Raw genomic sequence first — 17,964 nt, 5'->3', positions numbered from 1 at the left:
AACTATAACGGTCCTAAGGTAGCGAAATTCCTTGTCGGGTAAGTTCCGACCTGCACGAATGGCGTAACGATTTCCCCCCTGTATAACAATGAGAGAACACACACAGGAAAATATTGCTATGGTAAGACTCCTATGCAGACCTTCCTGGACAGCAAGAAACTGGCACAGGATAAGGTTTTGGAAAGACTTCACCAGACAGACAGGAAGGTTGCTGCATGATTCACAGTGACTCAGCATTGACACAAGCATCGCAGTCGCCCGGGAATATAAATGGACGAACGACCTTTGAGATGGGGTTGACCCCCTGGTTACCATGGTCACCCCTGGCCGCCGGCGGAGCCGGTTTTGGCGGTCAGGGGTGGTCATCGGGGGTCCGGGGGGTGGGGCCACGCTCAAAGGTGGAGCGCCCACTTTATGCTTCCCTGGTGAATGGGTTGCCCAACGAACATTTTCGAACCTAGGAATATCCTACATCTGTCAGATCAAGTCTTGGCAAGTACAACTCATCCTTGATGGTGAACGCCGATATCTCAAACCACTGAACCACCGCTACCCCCTCACCGAGATAAATCATCAAACTTCCATCATAGGCGTGGTGGTCTCCAAATATAAAAAATATTGACCCATCAAACAGACTATTGACCCATCAAACAGACTCTTGCCTGGCAAACGCTACCAAGCTGATAGCTCCCTCCAGCCATTTCCAATCAGATCCATTGACCTCCCTTTGTTTCCCCAGGCCACCATCCGCAATACCCTTAAGAGCCTCCAGCTCTCATCCTGGCCGTATATTCCCACCCCCTTTCCACTCATTTCTGCCAATCCCCGCACCACATTCAATCAGACCCGGACCGATCTGGCGTTGTCGACAACATAAGCCCCTCTCGCAACAGCCACATCTCTCCCAAACAGGCGCAGAATGTTTTACACTGGTGTTTTTTTTGGATCTCCCGGCCCGCTCTCCTCCAGCCCAAAGAACCGTTGACGCCCATGCCTCTTTCCGACACCCAAATTGATCGTTATTCCCGGCAAATCCTGTTGCGGGAAATTGGCGGGGTTGGCCAGGAAAAACTCCTGGCTGCCAAGGTGTTTCTTCTGGGGGCTGGGGGACTCGGCTCCCCGGTGGCGCTCTACCTGGCCGCCGCCGGGGTAGGCACCCTGGTCATCGCCGATCACGACCGGGTGGATCTTTCCAATCTGCAACGGCAAATTATCCACACCCGCCAATCCGTCGGCACTCCCAAGGTCCACTCCGCCACCCGGGCCATCGCCGCCTTGAACAGCGATGTCACCGTGATTCCCCGGGAAGGCCGGGTGAATGCCGAAAATGTCCGGGAATGGATTGCCGAGTGCGACCTGGTGGTGGATGGCAGCGATAATTTTGCCACCCGCCACCTGATCAATGAAGCGTGCCTACAGGAGAAAAAAACGTTGATCTCAGGAGCCGTGCTGGGCTTTGAAGGGCAAGTCGCCACCTTCCGTCACGGAATCGATGCCAAAGCCCCCTGTTACGCCTGCCTCTTTCCCACCCCACCAGCCCCTGGCACCGCCCCCACCTGCTCAACCGCTGGGGTATTGGGCGCACTCCCCGGGTTGGTGGGTACGATTCAGGCGACGGAAACCATCAAAGAGATTTTGGGTATCGGTCAGAGTCTTGCCGGATTCATGCTGCTCATCAACGCCCTGGACGGCATCTATCACCGCATTCAGATCCCCAAAAATCCCGATTGTCCCCTCTGTGGAGGAAAAAAGGGCTAAGAGCTGCAGGAGCGGAGCGGCTGAAAATGAAGGGGAAATCCGGTCGCCACTATAGCCATTCAAATCAAGAATTGGACATATGCCGTTGCATTTTTGCCGTCATTCTCGCGAATGCGGGAATCCAGAGGGGCTGGCGCGAACCTTTCCAAAATCTTGTATCACTTTCAGCAAAACACCGGCCTTTCTTGAAGATCTGGTCTTTCCTTGAGGGCAATCATCAGCTCACTGGATCCCCGCCTTCGCGGGGATGACGCGTCAGGGAAGAGTGTTCAATTTTGAGACAGAACTCTGCTATACCAGGGCAAACGTAGGGGCAGGAATGGTTTAAAGGGAGAGTGGAGGTTCGGGAAAAATCATCCCCCCAAAGCGGACATGCGATGGTTGGAGCCTGATTTGGGGGTCTCGGCATCGAACTGATGACCCATGGGTTTGGTATCGATGGCGGCCTGAATCCGGGTTTTCATCTCTTCATCGCTGGCCCCATTGCGCAGGGGGGTCTTCAGATCCACCGAATCCACCCGCCCCAAACAGAGCACCAGAGAGCCCTGGGAGGTAAGACGCACCCGGTTGCACCCCTCACAAAAGTGTTGGGAAAGAGCGGAGATCACCCCGACTTCAGCGGTACTTCCAGAGATACGATAATAGCGTGCGGGCCCCGCCCCCCGGGAAATTTTGACCGGAATCAACTCGCTGCCAGCGTGCTCTTTGACCACTTGCAATATTTCCTCAGCAGGCATGAAGCGATCCACCACCTCCTGACCCGCCTCCCCCACCGGCATGGTCTCGATAAAACGCAAAATCACCCCTTTTTCCCGGGCAAAGTCCACCATGGCGGTGATTTCGGAATCGTTGATCCCCCGCATCACCACCATATTCACCTTGACCGGCCCCAAACCCGCAGCCACGGCAGCATCGATCCCGGCCAATACCGTATCCAGGCGGCCATTGCGGGTGATGGTGAAAAAGGTTTCCGGATTGAGGGAATCCAGGGAAATATTGACCCGCCCCACCCCCGCCTCCCGCAGCCCCCGGGCATGGCGGGCCAGGAGCAAGGCGTTGGTGGAGAGGGAAAGATCCTCCAGACCGGGGAGTGCCCCCAGTGTTTCAATCAGCTCCATCACGTTGCGACGCAGGAGAGGTTCCCCCCCCGTCAAGCGCACCCGCTCCACCCCCAGTTCGGTAAAGAGCCGCACCAGTCGCGCCATCTCCTCCAGGGAGAGAATTTCCTCCTGCTCAGCCAAGGCAATCCCCTCAGCCGGGCGACAATAGTGACAGCGAAAATTGCAGCGGTCGGTAACCGAAACCCGCAGGTAGCGGATGGTTCTGCCAAAGGTATCGACCAGGGGCATCAGCCAGTCTCTTGGGATCTGAGATAATGGCCGGACTTGCCGCCCACTTTTTCCATCAGCCGAATGCCTTCAATCCGCATATCCCGGTCCACCGCCTTGCACATGTCATAGATCGTCAGAGCCGTCACCGATACCGCCGTCAGGGCCTCCATCTCCACACCGGTGCGTCCGGCGGTCTTTACCCGGGCCTCGATGCCGATGGTGGCGGTTTCGGAGTGGGGCTCAAAGGCCACTTTTACCGAGGTCAAAGCCAGTTGGTGACAGAGGGGAATCAACATATCCACCCGCTTGGCCCCCATGATGCCTGCAATGCGGGCCACCTCCAGCACATCCCCCTTGGCCATCCCCCGATCCATGACCAGGCGAAAGGTTTCCGGGGCCATGACCACCTGGCCCACCGCCACCGCCAGCCGCTCGGTGACCCCCTTGGCAGAGACGTCCACCATCCGGGAAGCGCCGGTTTCGTCAAAATGGGTCAAACGTTTTTCATCAGCCATAGTCGATCATGAGTACGGACACCTCATCTCCATCTTTCAGTTTGACCGGGCCTTCCGGGAGCACGATGAAGGCGTTGGCTTTGGACATGGAGGTCAATATCCCCGACCCCTGGGGACCGGTGGTCTCCACCCAGGGCGCTTTTCGGCCATCAAAGTGCACCACGCCCCGGACAAAATCCATACGGCCATGTTTTTTCCGATGGCTCCCCTTGAAAGGCAGTCTCAAGATTCGCTCCGGTTCCGGTGTGGCCCCCATCATCTCGATCAGCGCAGGACGCACCATGAGCAGAAAAACCACCAGCCCCGAGACGGGGTTGCCCGGCAGGCCAAAAAAGAGGGCCTTGCCCAAACGGCCATAGGCCTGGGGCTTGCCGGGTTTCATGGAGACCTTCCAAAAATGAATCTGGCCCTGATTGATCAACACCTCCTTGATCAGGTCGTAATCCCCCACCGAAACCCCACCGGTGGAGATGACCGCATCGGCTTCTTCTCCCCCTCGGGCCAAAATATCGGTAATGGCTTTGCGGTCGTCCTGGACCAGGCCCAGATCGATGATATCAACGCCCAGGGATTGCAGCGCCCCCCGCAGGGAGGAACGATTGGAATCATAGACCTGGCCGGGCTTGAGGGGCGTCCCCGCCTCCACCACTTCGTTGCCGGTGGAGAGTAGCGCCACCCGGGGTTTGCGATAACAGGCCACCTCGACCAGTCCCAGGGAGGTGAGAAGCCCCAAATCAGCAGGGCCCAAACGCCGCCCTGCCGGAAGCACCTTCTCCCCTTTGGCGATATCTTCCCCTGCCCGACGAATGTGCTGAGCCTTTTTTTGACCAGGAGGCACCATCAACTGCCCCCCCGCCTCCCAGGTCACCACCTCCTGGATGACGATGCAGTCGCAACCGTCGGGGATGGGGGCGCCGGTCATGATCCGCACCGCTTCGCCACCCCCCAGGGGCTTGGTCAACCGATCCCCGGCGGGCAGGTCCGCTATCACTTCAAGCCCCACTGGCTGATCCAATGAAAGATCCTTGAAGCGCACCCCATAGCCATCCATCGCGGAGTTGTCGTGGTTGGGCACATCGATGAGCGCCTTGGCCGGGGCGGCCAGCACCCTGCCCAAGGCATCTGCAACAGCCACCTGCTCGATATCGGTGATGGGCTTTACCTGTTCCATGACCTGTTTTCGGGCATCGGAAAATGAGATCATCGCTGGATCCAATCCTTTTTTCGTAGTCAGATAATACCCCGGGAAAAGACCAAGCCGGGATCGGTATTTCGTGCTGGTTAATACCAAGTGTCTGCCGTGATGCCTACCGGGGGTATGCCGTGATACCTGCCGAGGAGTGCTGGAATGCCCACCAGGACGCCAACCAACCTGCCACAACGCCAACAACCTGCCGGGGCCTCAACCAAACGGGTGCGTCAGTGTCCCCCCCCCCGAGCCATCCGCAGGGCGTGGGGGATGAGATCTGAAACGGCTTCCAGGGAGTGCACCGCCCCCCGGGTGGAGCCGGGCAGGTTGACCACCAGGGTCTGCCCCCGAAAAGCCGCCACCCCCCGGGTAAGGAGTGCTGAACGGACCTGTTTCAATCCTTCAGCGCGGATAAATTCACTAAACCCAGGCAGCTCCCGATCACACACCTGGCGGGTGGCTTCCGGGGTGACATCCCGGGGGCCGGGACCTGTGCCACCGGTGGTGAGAATCAGGTTGAGGTGGGAGGTATCACTCCACTCCAGAAGACATTCCTGAATCCGAATCTGTTCATCCGGCAAAATTTCCCGGGCGGCGACCATGGCCCCCAACCCCAGCACCATCCCTTCCAAGGCATCTCCGCTCTTGTCGGATTGGCGGTTGCGGCTGTCGGAAAGGGTTAAAATACCCACTCGCAATCCAGACCAGGTCGCCTTTCCCCCATGGTGATGGGTATCTCCAGGGTGGTGATTTTTTTCTGATGATGGCTTGAGTGCACTCTCTTGGTGGTTGGAATCCGACGTTTTTTGCTCCGGGGTAGCCGCTGCCTCCACTGGACGGTCGTGGGCATGGGCCACCGCCCCCAGATCGGACCACTGGCTGGCTGCGGCTTCACAGCCGGGACACCCTTTGACCCACTGGGTCTCCCCACTATCAAGATACTCTTTTTTCCAGAAGGTGGCGTGAATTTTAAGATGGTCGATCATATAACGGCAGGCATCGAAGGCGTCGGCCCGATGGCGGGCGGCAGCGATCACCAGAACGATGTTTTCACCTACCCCCAGGCGCCCCACCCGATGGACCACGGAAATCTCTTCCACACCAAACCGAACCCGGGCAGCCACTTCGATCTTTTCCAACTCCGATTCGGTCATGCCGGGATAGTGTTCCAGCTCCATGGCCACCACCCGGGAGTCATCCACATAATCCCGTACCGTGCCCACAAAACTCACCACCCCGCCCACCACGGTGGAATCTTGAATCAGGGCAGCGGTTTCCTCTTCTACGGAAAAATCTTCTTTTTGAATTCTGATCATGGATGTGGCGGCAAGCGCTCTCTCGACTTAAAAAGTGACTTTCAGCAAACCGCCATCTTATCGTTTACGCTGGATGAAAAAAAGCGCTGGCGGTATTCACAGGAACTGAAAAACAGGCCGACCAACAATCTCACCCCACTCTCGACACTATTCTACGACGGGTTCGAATAACCGGGGGGAGCACTCCCACCAAAAATACCGAAATATCCTCTCCCCGATCACGTAGCCTGTTCCTGCTTGGAATCACAACCTTGGAGGGGCGCAAAGGAACAATGGTATTGGCGGGAATCCGGGTATAGAATGCGGCTCATGACAATTCGTTTTTGGCGTAATCCCTGGCTTTTGGGACTTGCCCTCACTCTTTTTCTGGTGGCCAACGATCAGGGAGACCTGATCCAGGGCCTGGAACGCACCGCCTATGACTGGGGGGTGCAGCTGAGTGCCCGTCCGCCAAAACACCCCATCTCCATCCTCGCCATCGATGAAAAGAGCATCTCTGAACTGGGTCGTTGGCCTTGGCCCCGGGATACCCATGCCCGTCTGATCAACAAACTGGCCCAAGGCAAACCCAAGGTGGTGGTGGAAAATGTCCTGTTTCTGGAAGCCCAAAATGATCCGGGACTCGCTCACCTGACCCGCGCCCTCGGTTTTCTCCAGAGTTCCAGCCTGCATCAAATGAGCCCGAAAAAAGGCGATGAGGAAGCCGACAACCAGATGGCCATGGTCCGGGACAGCCGGGTTTTGAGTCGTATTTTGACCGACGCCATCCAAAAGCTCGACACCGACCGGCAGCTGGCCAACGCCCTGCGCGAAGCGGGCAATGTGGTGCTGGGAGGCACCTTCATTCCGGGACTACCCACCCAAGCCCCAACCAAGCCCCTGGATGACTATCTTCACCGCCACACCATCCCCCCTCCAGCCGAACCCATTCCCGAAGTGGCCCAACCCCTCATGGCCCGGGCAGCCACTCCCCCGATGGCCCAATTGGGACGGGCGGCGGCTGGTGTTGGCGCACAGGTTTTGGCGCTGGATTCCGATGGCAGCCTGCGCAGCCTGCCCCTGGTTGTTTCCTTCCAGGGAGATTTTTTTCCCTCCCTGACTCTACTCACTGCCGCCCGGGCATTAAACCTGTCTGCCAGTGATATTCATCTCCATCCCGATGGCACCATTCAGCTGGGCAATCTGCAGCTACCCACCAACCACCAACGCCGTTTCAACCCCTATTTTTATTCAGACCCCAGAAACGACCACCCCTTCCCGGTGGACTCCTTTGTCGATCTTCTGAACGGTCGGATCAAAGCCGGAAAATATCGGGATCGCATCGTCTTGATCGGCGTGACGGCTCCCGGTCTGGCAGGTCACTTTGCAACACCACTCTCCCCCGCCATGGCTCCAGTCACGCTCTTGGCTCACGGGGTGGAATCCCTCCTCAACCTGGACCGCTTTACCATTCCCTCCTGGGGCTTTCCAGCCAAGCTCGGGCTCTATCTGGCGCTATTGCTCTTTTTGGCCGGTGTTCTGCCCAGGTTGTCACCGGGGGGAGCGGCGATCATCAGCCTGCTGATCGGGCTGGGGCTTGTCGGCACACACTTTTATCTGATGGTGGCCACCTCTCTATGGCTTCAGCTGATGGGGCCTCTGCTGCTCCTGGCCATCGGCTATCCCCTCTTTACCACCCGGGGATTTCTCGCATCAGAGCGAAACCATCGCACTTTTGCCGCCGAATCCGCTGAAAACAATCGTCTCCTGGGACTGGTTTTTCAGGGGCAGGGGCAGTTGGATCTGGCTTTTGAAAAGTTTCGCAAGTGCCCACCGGACGAAACCCTGATGGAAATTTATTTCCATCTGGCCCTGGATTTTGAACGCAAACGCCAATATGCCAAGGCCTCCTCCGCCTACCGCACCATCCTCGACCACGCCCCCGGTTTTCGGGATGTGGCAGAGCGCCTGGAACGCACCGATGCCCTCTCCAGCAACCTGATGCCAGGCCCCGCCTCCACCGGGGCCAACACCCTGCTCCCGACCCCGGATACGGAAGGGGTATCCGATGTACAAAAACCGATGTTGGGGCGCTACATCATCGAAAAAGAGCTGGGACGCGGGGCCATGGGGGTGGTTTACCAGGGGCGGGATCCAAAGATCAATCGGACGGTGGCGATCAAAACCCTACCCTTGGGAGATGAATTTGCCGGAGAGGATCTTCAGAACGCCAAGACACGCTTTTTCCGGGAGGCTGAAAGCGCTGGACGCCTCAACCATCCCAACATCGTCACCATCCACGACAGCGGCGAAGAGCAGGATGTGGCCTATATCGCCATGGCCTTTTTGCCGGGCCACAATCTGGAGCGCTACACCCAGGAAGGCGACCTCCTGCCCCTGACACGGCTGATTCAGATCATGGCCAAGGTGGCGATGGCGTTGGATTATGCCCACAAAAACGGCGTCGTCCATCGGGATATCAAGCCGGCCAACGTCCTCTACGACCCGGAAAGCGGGGATGTGAAGGTGACCGATTTTGGCATTGCCCGCCTGACCGAAAGCAATATTGGCCAAACCCGCACCGGACACGTCATGGGCACACCCCATTATATGTCCCCGGAGCAGATCGCCGGCGCCAAGGTGGATGGCCGCTCGGATCTTTTTTCCCTGGGCACCCTCTTCTATCAGCTTCTCACCGGTCGACGCCCCTTCCATGGGGATGATCTGGCCAGCACGCTGTTTCAGATCACCCGCCAGCCCGCCCCCGGCGTTCGCACTCACCGACCGGGGCTACCCCCCTGTTTGGAGCAGGTGATCAATCGATTGCTGGAAAAAGAGCCTGAAGATCGCTATCAAAAGGGGAGCTTGATGACCCGGGATCTGGTGGCGTGTGTTAAAAGTGTGGTCAAGAAAAAACCCAAGAAGCCCCCCGCCTGATCCCCCCTGACAACTCAAAGCTCCATCAGAGCGCCACCCCTCCTTCACCCTTTCTCATCCCCCTCATGATGGTTGGAAAAACAGGCGCTGTGATCCGCCAGCGCCTGGATGATTTCGCAATCCCCGGCAGGCCCCAATCCACTGCAACTGTTGATAATCCGCTCCAGTTCCAACTTCAGGCCATTCAAAATCGATATCTTGCGCTCCACCTCCCCCAACTGCTCCCGGGCGATCTCCTCCACCTCCTCGCAGGCACGCTCACTATCGTCGTTGAGAGCCAACAGCTTGCGGATACGATCCAGGGGAAAGCCCAGATCCCGGCAGTGGCGGATAAAAACCAGCCGATCCAGATGGTGTTGGGCATAGATGCGCTGGTTGCCGGAGGAACGCATGGGGGGTTCCAGGAGCCCGATTTCTTCATAGTAGCGAATGGTCTGCACCTTGCACCCCCCCGCCTTGGCAAGCTTACCGATTTGGATTCGTGTTCTCATTTGCATTTTTTCCCTTGAACCTAAAGCTACTGTAGGTTGTACCGTAACGGAAAGAGTGACCCCAATCCAGACGAAAACAGCCTGGATTGACCCCGGTTACGTTAACAAGTTGTAAATGAACCCCATGGAGAACCCGATGTCTTACCTGAACAATCTGCTGGATCTCACCCTGGACATGGCCCCCTGGCTGGTGGGGGGACTGCTCGCTGCGGGGTTTATCAAATATTGGATTCCTGAAAGTACCATCAGCCGCTGGCTGGGGGGGAAGGGAAGCGGCCCCATCCTGAGAGGTGCCCTGATCGGTGCCCCCCTGCCCCTCTGTTCCTGCTCGGTGATTCCCATGGCTTTGGGGTTGAGGCGCAATGGGGCGTCAAAACCAGCCACGGTCTCTTTTTTGGTGGCCACTCCGGAAACCGGCGTTGATTCCGTAGCGGTTTCGTGGATTATGCTGGGCCCCATCATGACCATCATCCGCCCCATCACCGCCATCCTGAGCGCCCTGCTTTCGGGATTTTTGACCCTGCTGGTGGATAAGGAAGAAGCCCCACAACAGCTCCCCAAGCCCGCAGCTCCCAAGCCCATTCCTGTGGCGGTACAATCCACTGTTGCCGCGCCATCCGGCTACGCAACCAGAAGCACGGCCATCCCCATCATGGCCCTGGGGAGTGGCAACACCATTCCCATCATGACCCGGGATGAAGGGGGGTGCGCCACCATGCCTATTTTGGAGAGCCAAAACAGCAGCCAAGCCCCCGGCCCAGCCATGGAAACCAACCCAGCCCCAACGGAAAAAAAGAGTGAATCGGCCTGCTCCAGTGGTGGCTGTTGTGGCAGTTCGGCCCCCGAGATGGATTTCAAAAAGCTTTCGGTTTGGAGGCGCTTTGAGCTGGGCGTGCGCTACGCCCTCACCGATCTTTGGGATGATCTGGCCCTGTGGCTTGGGGTAGGATTGCTTCTGGCTGCGGCAGTGATGACCTGGTTACCTCCCGGTGACCTGCACCAGTATGCCGATGGCGGGATAATGGCCATGCTCCTGATCGTGGTGGCCTCCATTCCGGTCTATGTCTGCGCCACCGCCTCCACCCCACTGGCCGCCGCCATGCTCTATAGCGGCCTCACCCCGGGCATGGCCCTGGCTTTTCTCATCGCAGGCCCCGCCACCAACATCGCCCCCTTGGGGATCATCGGCCGGGAGCTGGGCTGGAAGATCATGGCGGCCTATGTGCTGGGCATTCTCCTGAGTGCCGTCGGGTTCGGGCTTCTCATCGACTGGATCGCTCTTCACTGGAACCTGGTGATCGAAGCGCCCATGGCCTCAGCCCAGGAAGATGCGGTTCCTCTGTGGTTGAGCGGCTCCTCCACCGTGCTTCTGGTTGGGCTCACCCTGCGTACTTTTCTCAAAAAACAGGGCTTCTTCAACCAGCCTGGGGCCGTTGTCATGGAATCATCATAAAATGTTACAAACGCCATCATTCATGGTTGACAATAAAATGAGCCAATGATAGTAAAGAAGCGGATGGTAGCAAGATTGATTCGCAGTTAGCTGCCACCATTGACCAACAAGGCTCTTTGATCATGCCTGCGACTTTCAAGCTCAAATCAGGCTTGAATCCGCACGCATCCAGTTCAACCATCGTGGAGGCCCAACGTGACCCTTGCCGACTTGAAAAATGGAGAAACCGCCAAAATCCATCGCCTGATGGGAGACGAAACCAGTAAGCGGCGGTTGATGGCCCTGGGGATCGTCAAAGGCAAAGAAATTTCGTTGGAAGTAAAAGCCCCCATGGGGGATCCCCGTATCTATTCCATCCTGGGTTACCGCCTCACCATCCGCAACGAAGACGCGAGAAACATCCTGGTCGACTCCTGACCAATCGTTTCGACCTTCTCCTGACATAGCAGCTTAACGCCCTGATCCATAGGGCGTTAAGCTGCAAAGCATCCAGCCGACAGGCTTATTGTCTGTCGGTTGAATCTTTTATTGCCTGAATTCTTTAAGTCAGGCAGTGCGTCTTTCAAGAAATAAAGGAAGCCTATCGTGTCTGAACAGCGCTCCATTACCGTGGCTCTGGTGGGTAATCCCAACTGCGGCAAAACCTCCATCATCAATAAACTCGCCAAATCCAAAGACCAGGTGGGTAACTATCCCCGGGTCACGGTTGCGGTGCAGCAGCGCATCACCCACCACCAGGGGTGGGAAATCAATCTGGTGGATCTCCCCGGGGTCTACGCCCTCACCACCCAGACCCCTGAGGAAGCGGAAAGCCGGGATTATATCAACGCCCGCAACGCCGACATCATCGTCAACGTGCTGGATGCCGGTAATCTGGAGCGTTCGCTGTTTTTGACCACGCAGCTGATGGAAATGGGCCGGCCCACCATATTCCTCCTCAACATGATCGACGAGGCGGACAAGAAAAAAATCAAGATCGATATCAAATCCCTCTCCTCCATGCTGGGAGGACCGGTGCTCACCATGAACGCCATCTCCGGCAACGGGATGGAAGAACTCCTGGACAGTGTCGTCACGGTAGCCGGGCAATCCACCCCCCCCACCCCCTCCTTTATCCAGTATGACAGCCATCTGGAAGAGTCGGTGCAACGGGTACAAAAACATCTCCACGATCTCCACCCCGGGGAAGAGATGGACGACCATCAGGGTCGCTGGCTCTCCATCAAACTATTGGAGGGGGATGACGCCCTTTTGCGCCAGGAGGAGGAGCATGCCCACCTGCTGGAGCTGGTTCGTCGAGAACGCTACGACCTTTCCAGAGACCATGGCGAGGAGTGTGAAATGCTCTTTGCCGACGCCCGTTTCGGTTTTGTTCACGGCTTGGTCGTCGAAGCGGTTGAGGTCACCCCGGACGCCAACGCCCGCCTCGACATGACCCGTAAGCTCGATACCCTGCTGCTCCACAAGGTGATGGGGATTCCCATTTTTATCGCTTTCCTGTGGCTGATGTTTCAGACCACCTTTTCCATCGGCGAATATCCCATGGATTGGATCGATGCCGGTGTATCCATCGTCTCCGACGCCTTGGACGATATCATTCCCCCAGGGATGGTCCACGATCTGGTGATTGATGGTATTATCGCAGGGGTCGGCGGCACCATCATCTTTCTGCCCAACATCGTCATCCTCTTTTTCTTCATGGCCATCTTCAGCGAAACCGGTTATCTCACCCGGGCGGCCTTCCTGATGGACCGGGTGATGCACACCTTCGGCCTCCACGGTAAGGCGCTCATTCCCCTGGTAATGGGCTTCGGCTGTAACGTGCCTGCGGTGATGGCTACCCGCACCATCGAAAGCGACCGCTCCCGACTCATCGCCATTCTGGTCAACCCCTTCATGCTCTGCGCCGCCAGACTGCCGGTCTTCATCCTCTTTGCCGGGGCCTTTTTTGCCGAAAATGCCGGTACCGTGGTCTTTGGCATGTATATGCTCTCCATCATCATGGCCATGGCGGCCTCGGTTTTTCTGAATAAAATTCTCCCCCAAGGCGCTGCCGAAGCCTTCGTCATGGAGCTGCCCCCCTATCGCCTGCCCACCTTGCGGGCCGTAATTGTGCACATGTGGGACAAGGCCTTGAACTTCCTGCAAAAAATCGCCGGAGTCATTCTGGTTGGATCCATCGTCATCTGGTTTTTGCAGGAGTTCCCCAAAGAGATCAACTGGTCCATAAACTACGAACAGGCCATCACCCAGCTGGAAAATGAACCCGCAACCGTTGAACGGGATCAGGCACTCCACAAACTGAAACTGCAACAGGGACAGGAAGCCCTGGAAAAAAGCTACCTGGGGCAAGTTTCTCACACGGTCGCCCCGCTTCTCGCCCCCTTGGAGTTTACCTGGAAGGATACCGTGGCCATTTTGACCGGTTTTGTCGCCAAAGAGGTGGTGGTGGCCAGTTATGCGGTGCTCTACTCCCAGGGGGAAGAGGCCACCGAAGAGTCCGACAGCCTGCGGGAGGTATTGGCAGGCACCATGTCCCCCCTGGTGGCCTTCTCCTTCATGGTCTTCGCCTTGCTCTATGCCCCGTGCCTCGCTACCATCGCAGCCATTCGGCGTGAAGCAGGGGGATGGCGCTGGGCTGGATTTTCCGTCGTCTTTTCCCTCACCCTGGCCTGGACCCTGGCCTTCTCCATCGTCAAGGTCGGTCACCTTCTGGCATGATCCAAACAGAGACTTAAAGTGAGAGTGGTCATCAAACCATGAACGAAACCAGCCTGATGGATATTTTGACCCTCTCCGTGGTGGGAATCCTCTGCCTGCTCTATGTAGGCAGAGGTCTCAAACGCACCTTCAACCCACCCCCAAAGGGCAACAACTGCGGCTGCTCCGGCGGCTGCTCTCCAAAGATGATGGAGGGAAAAAAAGGCAAATGCCCCTGATGCCTGATGGACCAAAAATCTACACCCCTGATCCTGACCTGACGAGCAACCATTGATCTGCACCTGATGCGAAACGCGCTATAGCAGTTCTATCTCAAAATTGGGCACTCTTCCCTGACTCGTCATCCCCGCGAAAGCGGGGATCCAGGGAGATCATGATGGCCCGCAAGAATAAATCAAACCTTTAAAAAAACAGACAATTCAACTGAAAATTATGGAAAAATTGGATAGATTCGTGCCAGACTCCCTGGATTCCCGCATTCGCGGGAATGACGAATTTTAGAGTCGTTGGTAAGCCACCAAGCATCCAATTTTCAGATGGAATTGCTGCCACAAACGGCAGCATCACAAGCCACATAAAAAAAGGGCCTCTCCAAAACAACCGGAGAGACCCCTTTTTTTTATTCGAAAGCAGGCTCGACCGGGAGGGTACCTCCTCCCGATCCAACCCAGTTCAGCTTTTTTTGATTCGGCTCAACCGTCCGCCGTAATCTTTTCGATCAGCTCTTTCAACACATCTTCCGCATCCTCATTGGCCACCTGGCAGGTACCCGCATTGGCATGCCCGCCACCGCCGTAGGAGAGCGCCAGCTCACCGACGTTGGTCTTGGAGGTGCGATTGATGATGGATTTACCGATGGGCAGCGCCGTGTTCTGCTTTTTAAAGCCCCAGAGCACGTGGATCGAAATGTTGCAGTCGGGATAGAGGGCATAGATCAGGAAGCGATTTCCCGCCCAGATGGTCTCCTCATTCCGAAGATCGAGCACCACCAGGTTATTGTACACCTTGGCCAGGCGCTGGATCTGCTCCTTGCATTTGGCCTCGTGCTCAAAATAGAGATCCACCCGCTCCTTGACATCCGGCAGCTCCAGAATCTCCTCGACACTCTTTTCCCGGCATTCGTCGATCAACTGCATCATCAGTTGATAGTTGGAGACCCGGAAGCTCCGAAACCGGCCCAAGCCGGTGCGGGCATCCATGAGAAAGTTCAGGAGCGGCCAGCCGGTGGAGTTGAGGATTTCGTCCTTGGAAAATTGGGCCGAATCCCCCTGATCCACCGCCACCATCAACTCATTGGAAATTCTGGGCAGCGCCGCTGCACCGCCATAGTGATCGAACACCACCCGGGCAGCTGACGGAGCATCGGGATCGATGATGTGATTATCGGGCTGGTTACCCCCCCGGCGCATCACCTCGGAAGAGTGATGGTCAAACGCCAGATGCACCCCTTCCACGTAAGGCAGGTTGGTGGTGATATCCTGGCTGGTGATTTCAATCTTGCCATCCTGCATATCCTTGGGATGGACAAACTTGATATCATCGATCAGGTCCACCTCCTTCAAGATCGCCGCACACACCAGTCCATCGAAATCGCTCCGGGTTACCAAGCGGTATTTTTTTGGTTTCACGTCAGAAGGCCTCCTGGAAAAGTCGATCGTATCGCTTATATCTAAAGGAAGTGGCACCCCATGCAAGATTGTTTCCATTCAAAGCAAAACAATCAGCGTTTGGTCAATTGTGATGACCCGGGCTTGTAACACGGGCTCAATTCTCTTGGCCTGTGTCTTCTTCAATCTTGTAACTTACCGTAAAAACCGTCAAAAACAAATCAATTTTTATCGGAAAGCGAACTGTTTCCACCCAGACTTTTTTGATAGCGAATGCGCCAGCAGTTGTGAATCCGCGCATTACGTTGAAAATCCGGAGCCAGAGTCTCACGGGTGATATCGGTCACTTCCAGATGCTTGGGCAAAGCGTCACGATCCATTCGAAAGCGTCGAAGGTTATTCGAAAACACCAACACCCCCCCATGGTCCAGCAGGGAAGCCGCCAGAGAAATCAGAGAGACGTGGCTCTTTTGCAGGTCAAAGGGGGCATCCAGGCTTTTGGAGTTGGAAAAAGTCGGTGGATCCAGAAAAATCAGGCCAAAACGTTTGGACTTCCCGGAAAGCCTTTGTTGCGCTTTGAGCCAGGCCAGACAATCTTTCCGAATGAATTGATGCTCAGGTCCCTTGAAACCATTCAAGGCCATGTTTTTTTTCGCCCAATCCAGATAGGTATTGGACAAATCCACGGTGACGGTTTCCAAGGCCCCCCCCGCCGCGGCCGCCACTGTCGCCGCCCCGGTATGGCCGAACAGATTCAAAAAGCGTTTTTCTCCAGCCATCTTCCCCAACATGCGCCTGGTGGGTGCGTGATCGAGGAATAGCCCGGTATCCAGATGGTCGGTAAAGTTGACCCGAAACTGCAAGCCCCCTTCCGATACTTTGTGAAAGCGCCCGGCATGGGGTTTGATATTATGACCCGTGCCCCCCTGGCGGCGTTTACGTACCTTGAGGAAAATATGATTCCACGGCAGATCCAACGCCTCCGGAATCACCGCCAACACCGTCTCCAGCCGCTCCCGGGCCTTTTGGGGATCAATATGCGCCGGGGGACTGTATTCCTGAACGTGCACCCACTCTTCGTAGACATCAATGGCAACGGCAAATTCGGGGATATCGGCATCATAAAGCCGAAAACAGCGGATCTCCTCCCGGTTGATCCAGGATTTCAAGCGCTTGAGGTTTTTAATCAACCGATTAAAAAGCATCTCCCCCCCAGGCCCCATTTGATTGTGGGGGCCTGGTGTGATACGGGGGCCGTCCAATTCCTGATCGCGCCCCTCCCCGATATCCTTTGGGGGAGCGAATTCCCTCCCTCCCCGCTCTTCCCTACGTCCCCCCTTGGGGAGCGATGGATCCTGGCCACCCTGTCTGCGCCCACTCTCCCCAGGGTGGCGCAGGAGCTTGCCCTTTGACCACTCCCCCTTGGCTTTCTCTTTTTTGTCTCTTTTGACGTAGCTGTCGAAAGGCAGCAAATGGCAGGGGAGCGCGCCGTTATAGAGCAGGATAGGCCGCTTGGGAGGCAGTCCCAGGGCCTCTTCCAGCTTACCTCGGGCGGTAAACACAGCCCCCTTCCACCCCTGCAAACGACTCTGGATCACCTCACCCAAGGTTTGATAGAGGGGGTGTAAATTCACTTCCTCCCCCTGGCGGGTGCCATAAGGGGGGTTGGTGACCATCACCCCGGGGGGCAGCTCATCGGGGCCTGGGAGGGTCAGCTCCCCCACCTCGGCTGAAGAGACCCGCACTTTTTCCACCAATCCCGCCCGAATGATATTTTCCCGAGCCGCCTTGATCGCCCTGGAATCCCGATCGTAACCGATCACCGGGGGTAACGTTTTCAACCCTTCCTGGGCCCGCTCATGGGCCTCATCCAACAGCTCCCGCCAAACCTCGGGATCCTGCCCCAGCCACCCCATAAAGCCAAACCGCTCCCGCAATAACCCCGGAGCCATATCCGCCGCCATCCAGGCCCCTTCGATCAGCAGAGTGCCCGAGCCACACATGGGATCCAGCAGCGCCCCTCCCTCTTGGGCCACCTCGGGCCAACCAGCCAACAGCAGTATTGCCGCCGCCAGGGATTCCTTCAGAGGGGCGGTGGTTTGGGCGGAGCGGTAGCCCCGGCGATGGAGGCTCTCCCCCGAAAGATCGATCCCCACATGGGCGGTATTTTCCCGCAGGCGGACGTTGATCAATAAATCCGGGGCGTCCAGGTTCACATCAGGGCGCACCCCCCACACCTCCCGCAAGCGATCCACCACTCCATCCTTGACCTTGAGAGCGCCAAAATGGGTATGACGAATCGTGGTATGGGTACCGGTAAAAGAGACCGCAAGGGTGGCCTCACGAGGCAGATGGTTTTCCCAGGGAATATCCCGAACCCCCTGATAAAGCGCTTCCGGATCCGGGGCCTGCACCTGGGCCAGGGGCAGGATCAAGCGGCTTGCCACCCGGGACCAGAGGCAAACCCGGGCCGCCAGGCGAAAATCCCCATGAAAGGAGACCCCGGCCCGCACTTCCCGAACCCGCTTGGCCCCCATATCCCGCAACTCCTGGGCAAGCAGGGCCTCAACCCCTCGGGCAGCGGTAGCAAAGAGGGGATAACTGGCTAACATGGATTAGACCTGGAAAAGAGGGAAGTAACGGCTAGCATGGATCAAGCCTGGAAAA

The 17,964-nt window shown here is 57.0% G+C and carries 13 protein-coding genes, 1 rRNA gene and 1 pseudogene; 7 read left to right on the top strand and 8 right to left on the bottom strand.

Features of this window, described 5'->3' with window-relative positions; all coding sequences use genetic code 11:
- Positions 1-101: ribosomal RNA gene (locus tag HQL52_08820) — 23S ribosomal RNA — on the top strand; the annotation flags it as partial.
- An 889-nt stretch (positions 102-990) separates the two neighbouring features.
- The gene (gene moeB / locus HQL52_08815) at positions 991-1,758 is read left to right on the top strand and encodes a molybdopterin-synthase adenylyltransferase MoeB (protein ID MBF0369542.1); all 768 of its coding nucleotides are present in this window, start codon (positions 991-993) and stop codon (positions 1,756-1,758) included.
- A gap of 353 nt (positions 1,759-2,111) precedes the next feature.
- Here moeB and moaA read toward each other — a convergent pair whose 3' ends face one another.
- The 5 genes and pseudogenes from moaA to HQL52_08790 all read right to left on the bottom strand — a co-directional run bounded on the left by moaA (position 2,112) and on the right by HQL52_08790 (position 6,109).
- Positions 2,112-3,107, bottom strand: a complete 996-nt coding sequence (moaA, locus tag HQL52_08810) for a GTP 3',8-cyclase MoaA (GenBank protein ID MBF0369541.1) — start codon at positions 3,105-3,107, stop codon at positions 2,112-2,114.
- The gene (gene moaC / locus HQL52_08805) at positions 3,107-3,604 is read right to left on the bottom strand and encodes a cyclic pyranopterin monophosphate synthase MoaC (GenBank protein ID MBF0369540.1); all 498 of its coding nucleotides are present in this window, start codon (positions 3,602-3,604) and stop codon (positions 3,107-3,109) included. Before moaC ends, moaA begins: the two co-directional genes overlap by 1 nt.
- Complete coding sequence (locus HQL52_08800; protein MBF0369539.1) at positions 3,597-4,808, bottom strand: molybdopterin molybdotransferase MoeA; 1,212 nt, start codon at positions 4,806-4,808, stop codon at positions 3,597-3,599. The genes moaC and HQL52_08800 overlap by 8 nt, the downstream gene beginning before the upstream one ends.
- Before the next feature lie 215 nt (positions 4,809-5,023).
- Positions 5,024-5,491 carry a MogA/MoaB family molybdenum cofactor biosynthesis protein gene (locus HQL52_08795; protein ID MBF0369538.1) on the bottom strand — a complete coding sequence of 156 codons (468 nt, stop codon included), beginning with the start codon at positions 5,489-5,491 and terminating at the stop codon, positions 5,024-5,026.
- A gap of 189 nt (positions 5,492-5,680) precedes the next feature.
- A pseudogene (locus HQL52_08790) lies at positions 5,681-6,109 on the bottom strand (molybdenum cofactor biosynthesis protein MoaE).
- A gap of 309 nt (positions 6,110-6,418) precedes the next feature.
- Between HQL52_08790 and HQL52_08785 the strand changes: the two are divergent.
- A complete protein-coding gene (locus HQL52_08785) occupies positions 6,419-9,025 on the top strand; it encodes a CHASE2 domain-containing protein (protein MBF0369537.1) in 2,607 nt (868 codons plus the stop codon).
- Between the two features lie 44 nt (positions 9,026-9,069).
- Here HQL52_08785 and HQL52_08780 read toward each other — a convergent pair whose 3' ends face one another.
- Positions 9,070-9,522 (bottom strand): helix-turn-helix domain-containing protein, encoded by a 453-nt coding sequence (locus HQL52_08780; GenBank protein MBF0369536.1) that lies wholly within the window; start codon positions 9,520-9,522, stop codon positions 9,070-9,072.
- Positions 9,523-9,652: 130 nt separating this feature from the next.
- Between HQL52_08780 and HQL52_08775 the strand changes: the two genes are divergently transcribed.
- From HQL52_08775 to HQL52_08760, 4 genes are all read left to right on the top strand, one after another.
- Positions 9,653-10,969 (top strand): SO_0444 family Cu/Zn efflux transporter, encoded by a 1,317-nt coding sequence (locus tag HQL52_08775; protein MBF0369535.1) that lies wholly within the window; start codon positions 9,653-9,655, stop codon positions 10,967-10,969.
- Between the two features lie 195 nt (positions 10,970-11,164).
- On the top strand, positions 11,165-11,386 hold the full coding sequence (locus HQL52_08770) for a ferrous iron transport protein A (protein MBF0369534.1): 222 nt from the start codon (positions 11,165-11,167) through the stop codon (positions 11,384-11,386).
- A 168-nt stretch (positions 11,387-11,554) separates the two neighbouring features.
- Positions 11,555-13,690: a ferrous iron transport protein B gene (feoB, locus tag HQL52_08765; protein MBF0369533.1), complete on the top strand. Its 2,136-nt coding sequence runs from the start codon at positions 11,555-11,557 to the stop codon at positions 13,688-13,690.
- Positions 13,691-13,728: 38 nt separating this feature from the next.
- A complete protein-coding gene (locus HQL52_08760) occupies positions 13,729-13,908 on the top strand; it encodes a hypothetical protein (protein ID MBF0369532.1) in 180 nt (59 codons plus the stop codon).
- Between the two features lie 474 nt (positions 13,909-14,382).
- On the opposite strand, the gene HQL52_08755 is transcribed toward HQL52_08760, so the two are convergent.
- Both HQL52_08755 and rlmKL read right to left on the bottom strand, forming a co-directional pair.
- Positions 14,383-15,318 carry an exopolyphosphatase gene (locus tag HQL52_08755; GenBank protein ID MBF0369531.1) on the bottom strand — a complete coding sequence of 312 codons (936 nt, stop codon included), beginning with the start codon at positions 15,316-15,318 and terminating at the stop codon, positions 14,383-14,385.
- Positions 15,319-15,518: 200 nt separating this feature from the next.
- A complete protein-coding gene (gene rlmKL, locus HQL52_08750; GenBank protein MBF0369530.1) occupies positions 15,519-17,909 on the bottom strand; it encodes a bifunctional 23S rRNA (guanine(2069)-N(7))-methyltransferase RlmK/23S rRNA (guanine(2445)-N(2))-methyltransferase RlmL in 2,391 nt (796 codons plus the stop codon).
- Between the last annotated feature and the right edge of the window lie 55 nt (positions 17,910-17,964).

The organism is Magnetococcales bacterium (assembly GCA_015232395.1).
GTDB lineage: Bacteria > Pseudomonadota > Magnetococcia > Magnetococcales > JADFZT01 > JADFZT01.
The sequence above is the reverse complement of the archived record's forward strand: the minus strand, read 5'-3'. Positions and strand labels throughout refer to the sequence as shown.

Bases quoted from the DNA above. Each gene is read 5' to 3' on its own strand.
- HQL52_08800 (MBF0369539.1), bottom strand. From the start codon at position 4,808: ATGATCTCATTTTCCGATGCCCGAAAACAGGTCATGGAACAGGTAAAG.
- moaC (MBF0369540.1), bottom strand. From the start codon at position 3,604: ATGGCTGATGAAAAACGTTTGACCCATTTTGACGAAACCGGCGCTTCC.
- HQL52_08760 (MBF0369532.1), top strand. From the start codon at position 13,729: ATGAACGAAACCAGCCTGATGGATATTTTGACCCTCTCCGTGGTGGGA.
- rlmKL (MBF0369530.1), bottom strand. From the start codon at position 17,909: ATGTTAGCCAGTTATCCCCTCTTTGCTACCGCTGCCCGAGGGGTTGAG.
- HQL52_08775 (MBF0369535.1), top strand. From the start codon at position 9,653: ATGTCTTACCTGAACAATCTGCTGGATCTCACCCTGGACATGGCCCCC.
- moaA (MBF0369541.1), bottom strand. From the start codon at position 3,107: ATGCCCCTGGTCGATACCTTTGGCAGAACCATCCGCTACCTGCGGGTT.
- HQL52_08785 (MBF0369537.1), top strand. From the start codon at position 6,419: ATGACAATTCGTTTTTGGCGTAATCCCTGGCTTTTGGGACTTGCCCTC.
- HQL52_08780 (MBF0369536.1), bottom strand. From the start codon at position 9,522: ATGCAAATGAGAACACGAATCCAAATCGGTAAGCTTGCCAAGGCGGGG.
- moeB (MBF0369542.1), top strand. From the start codon at position 991: ATGCCTCTTTCCGACACCCAAATTGATCGTTATTCCCGGCAAATCCTG.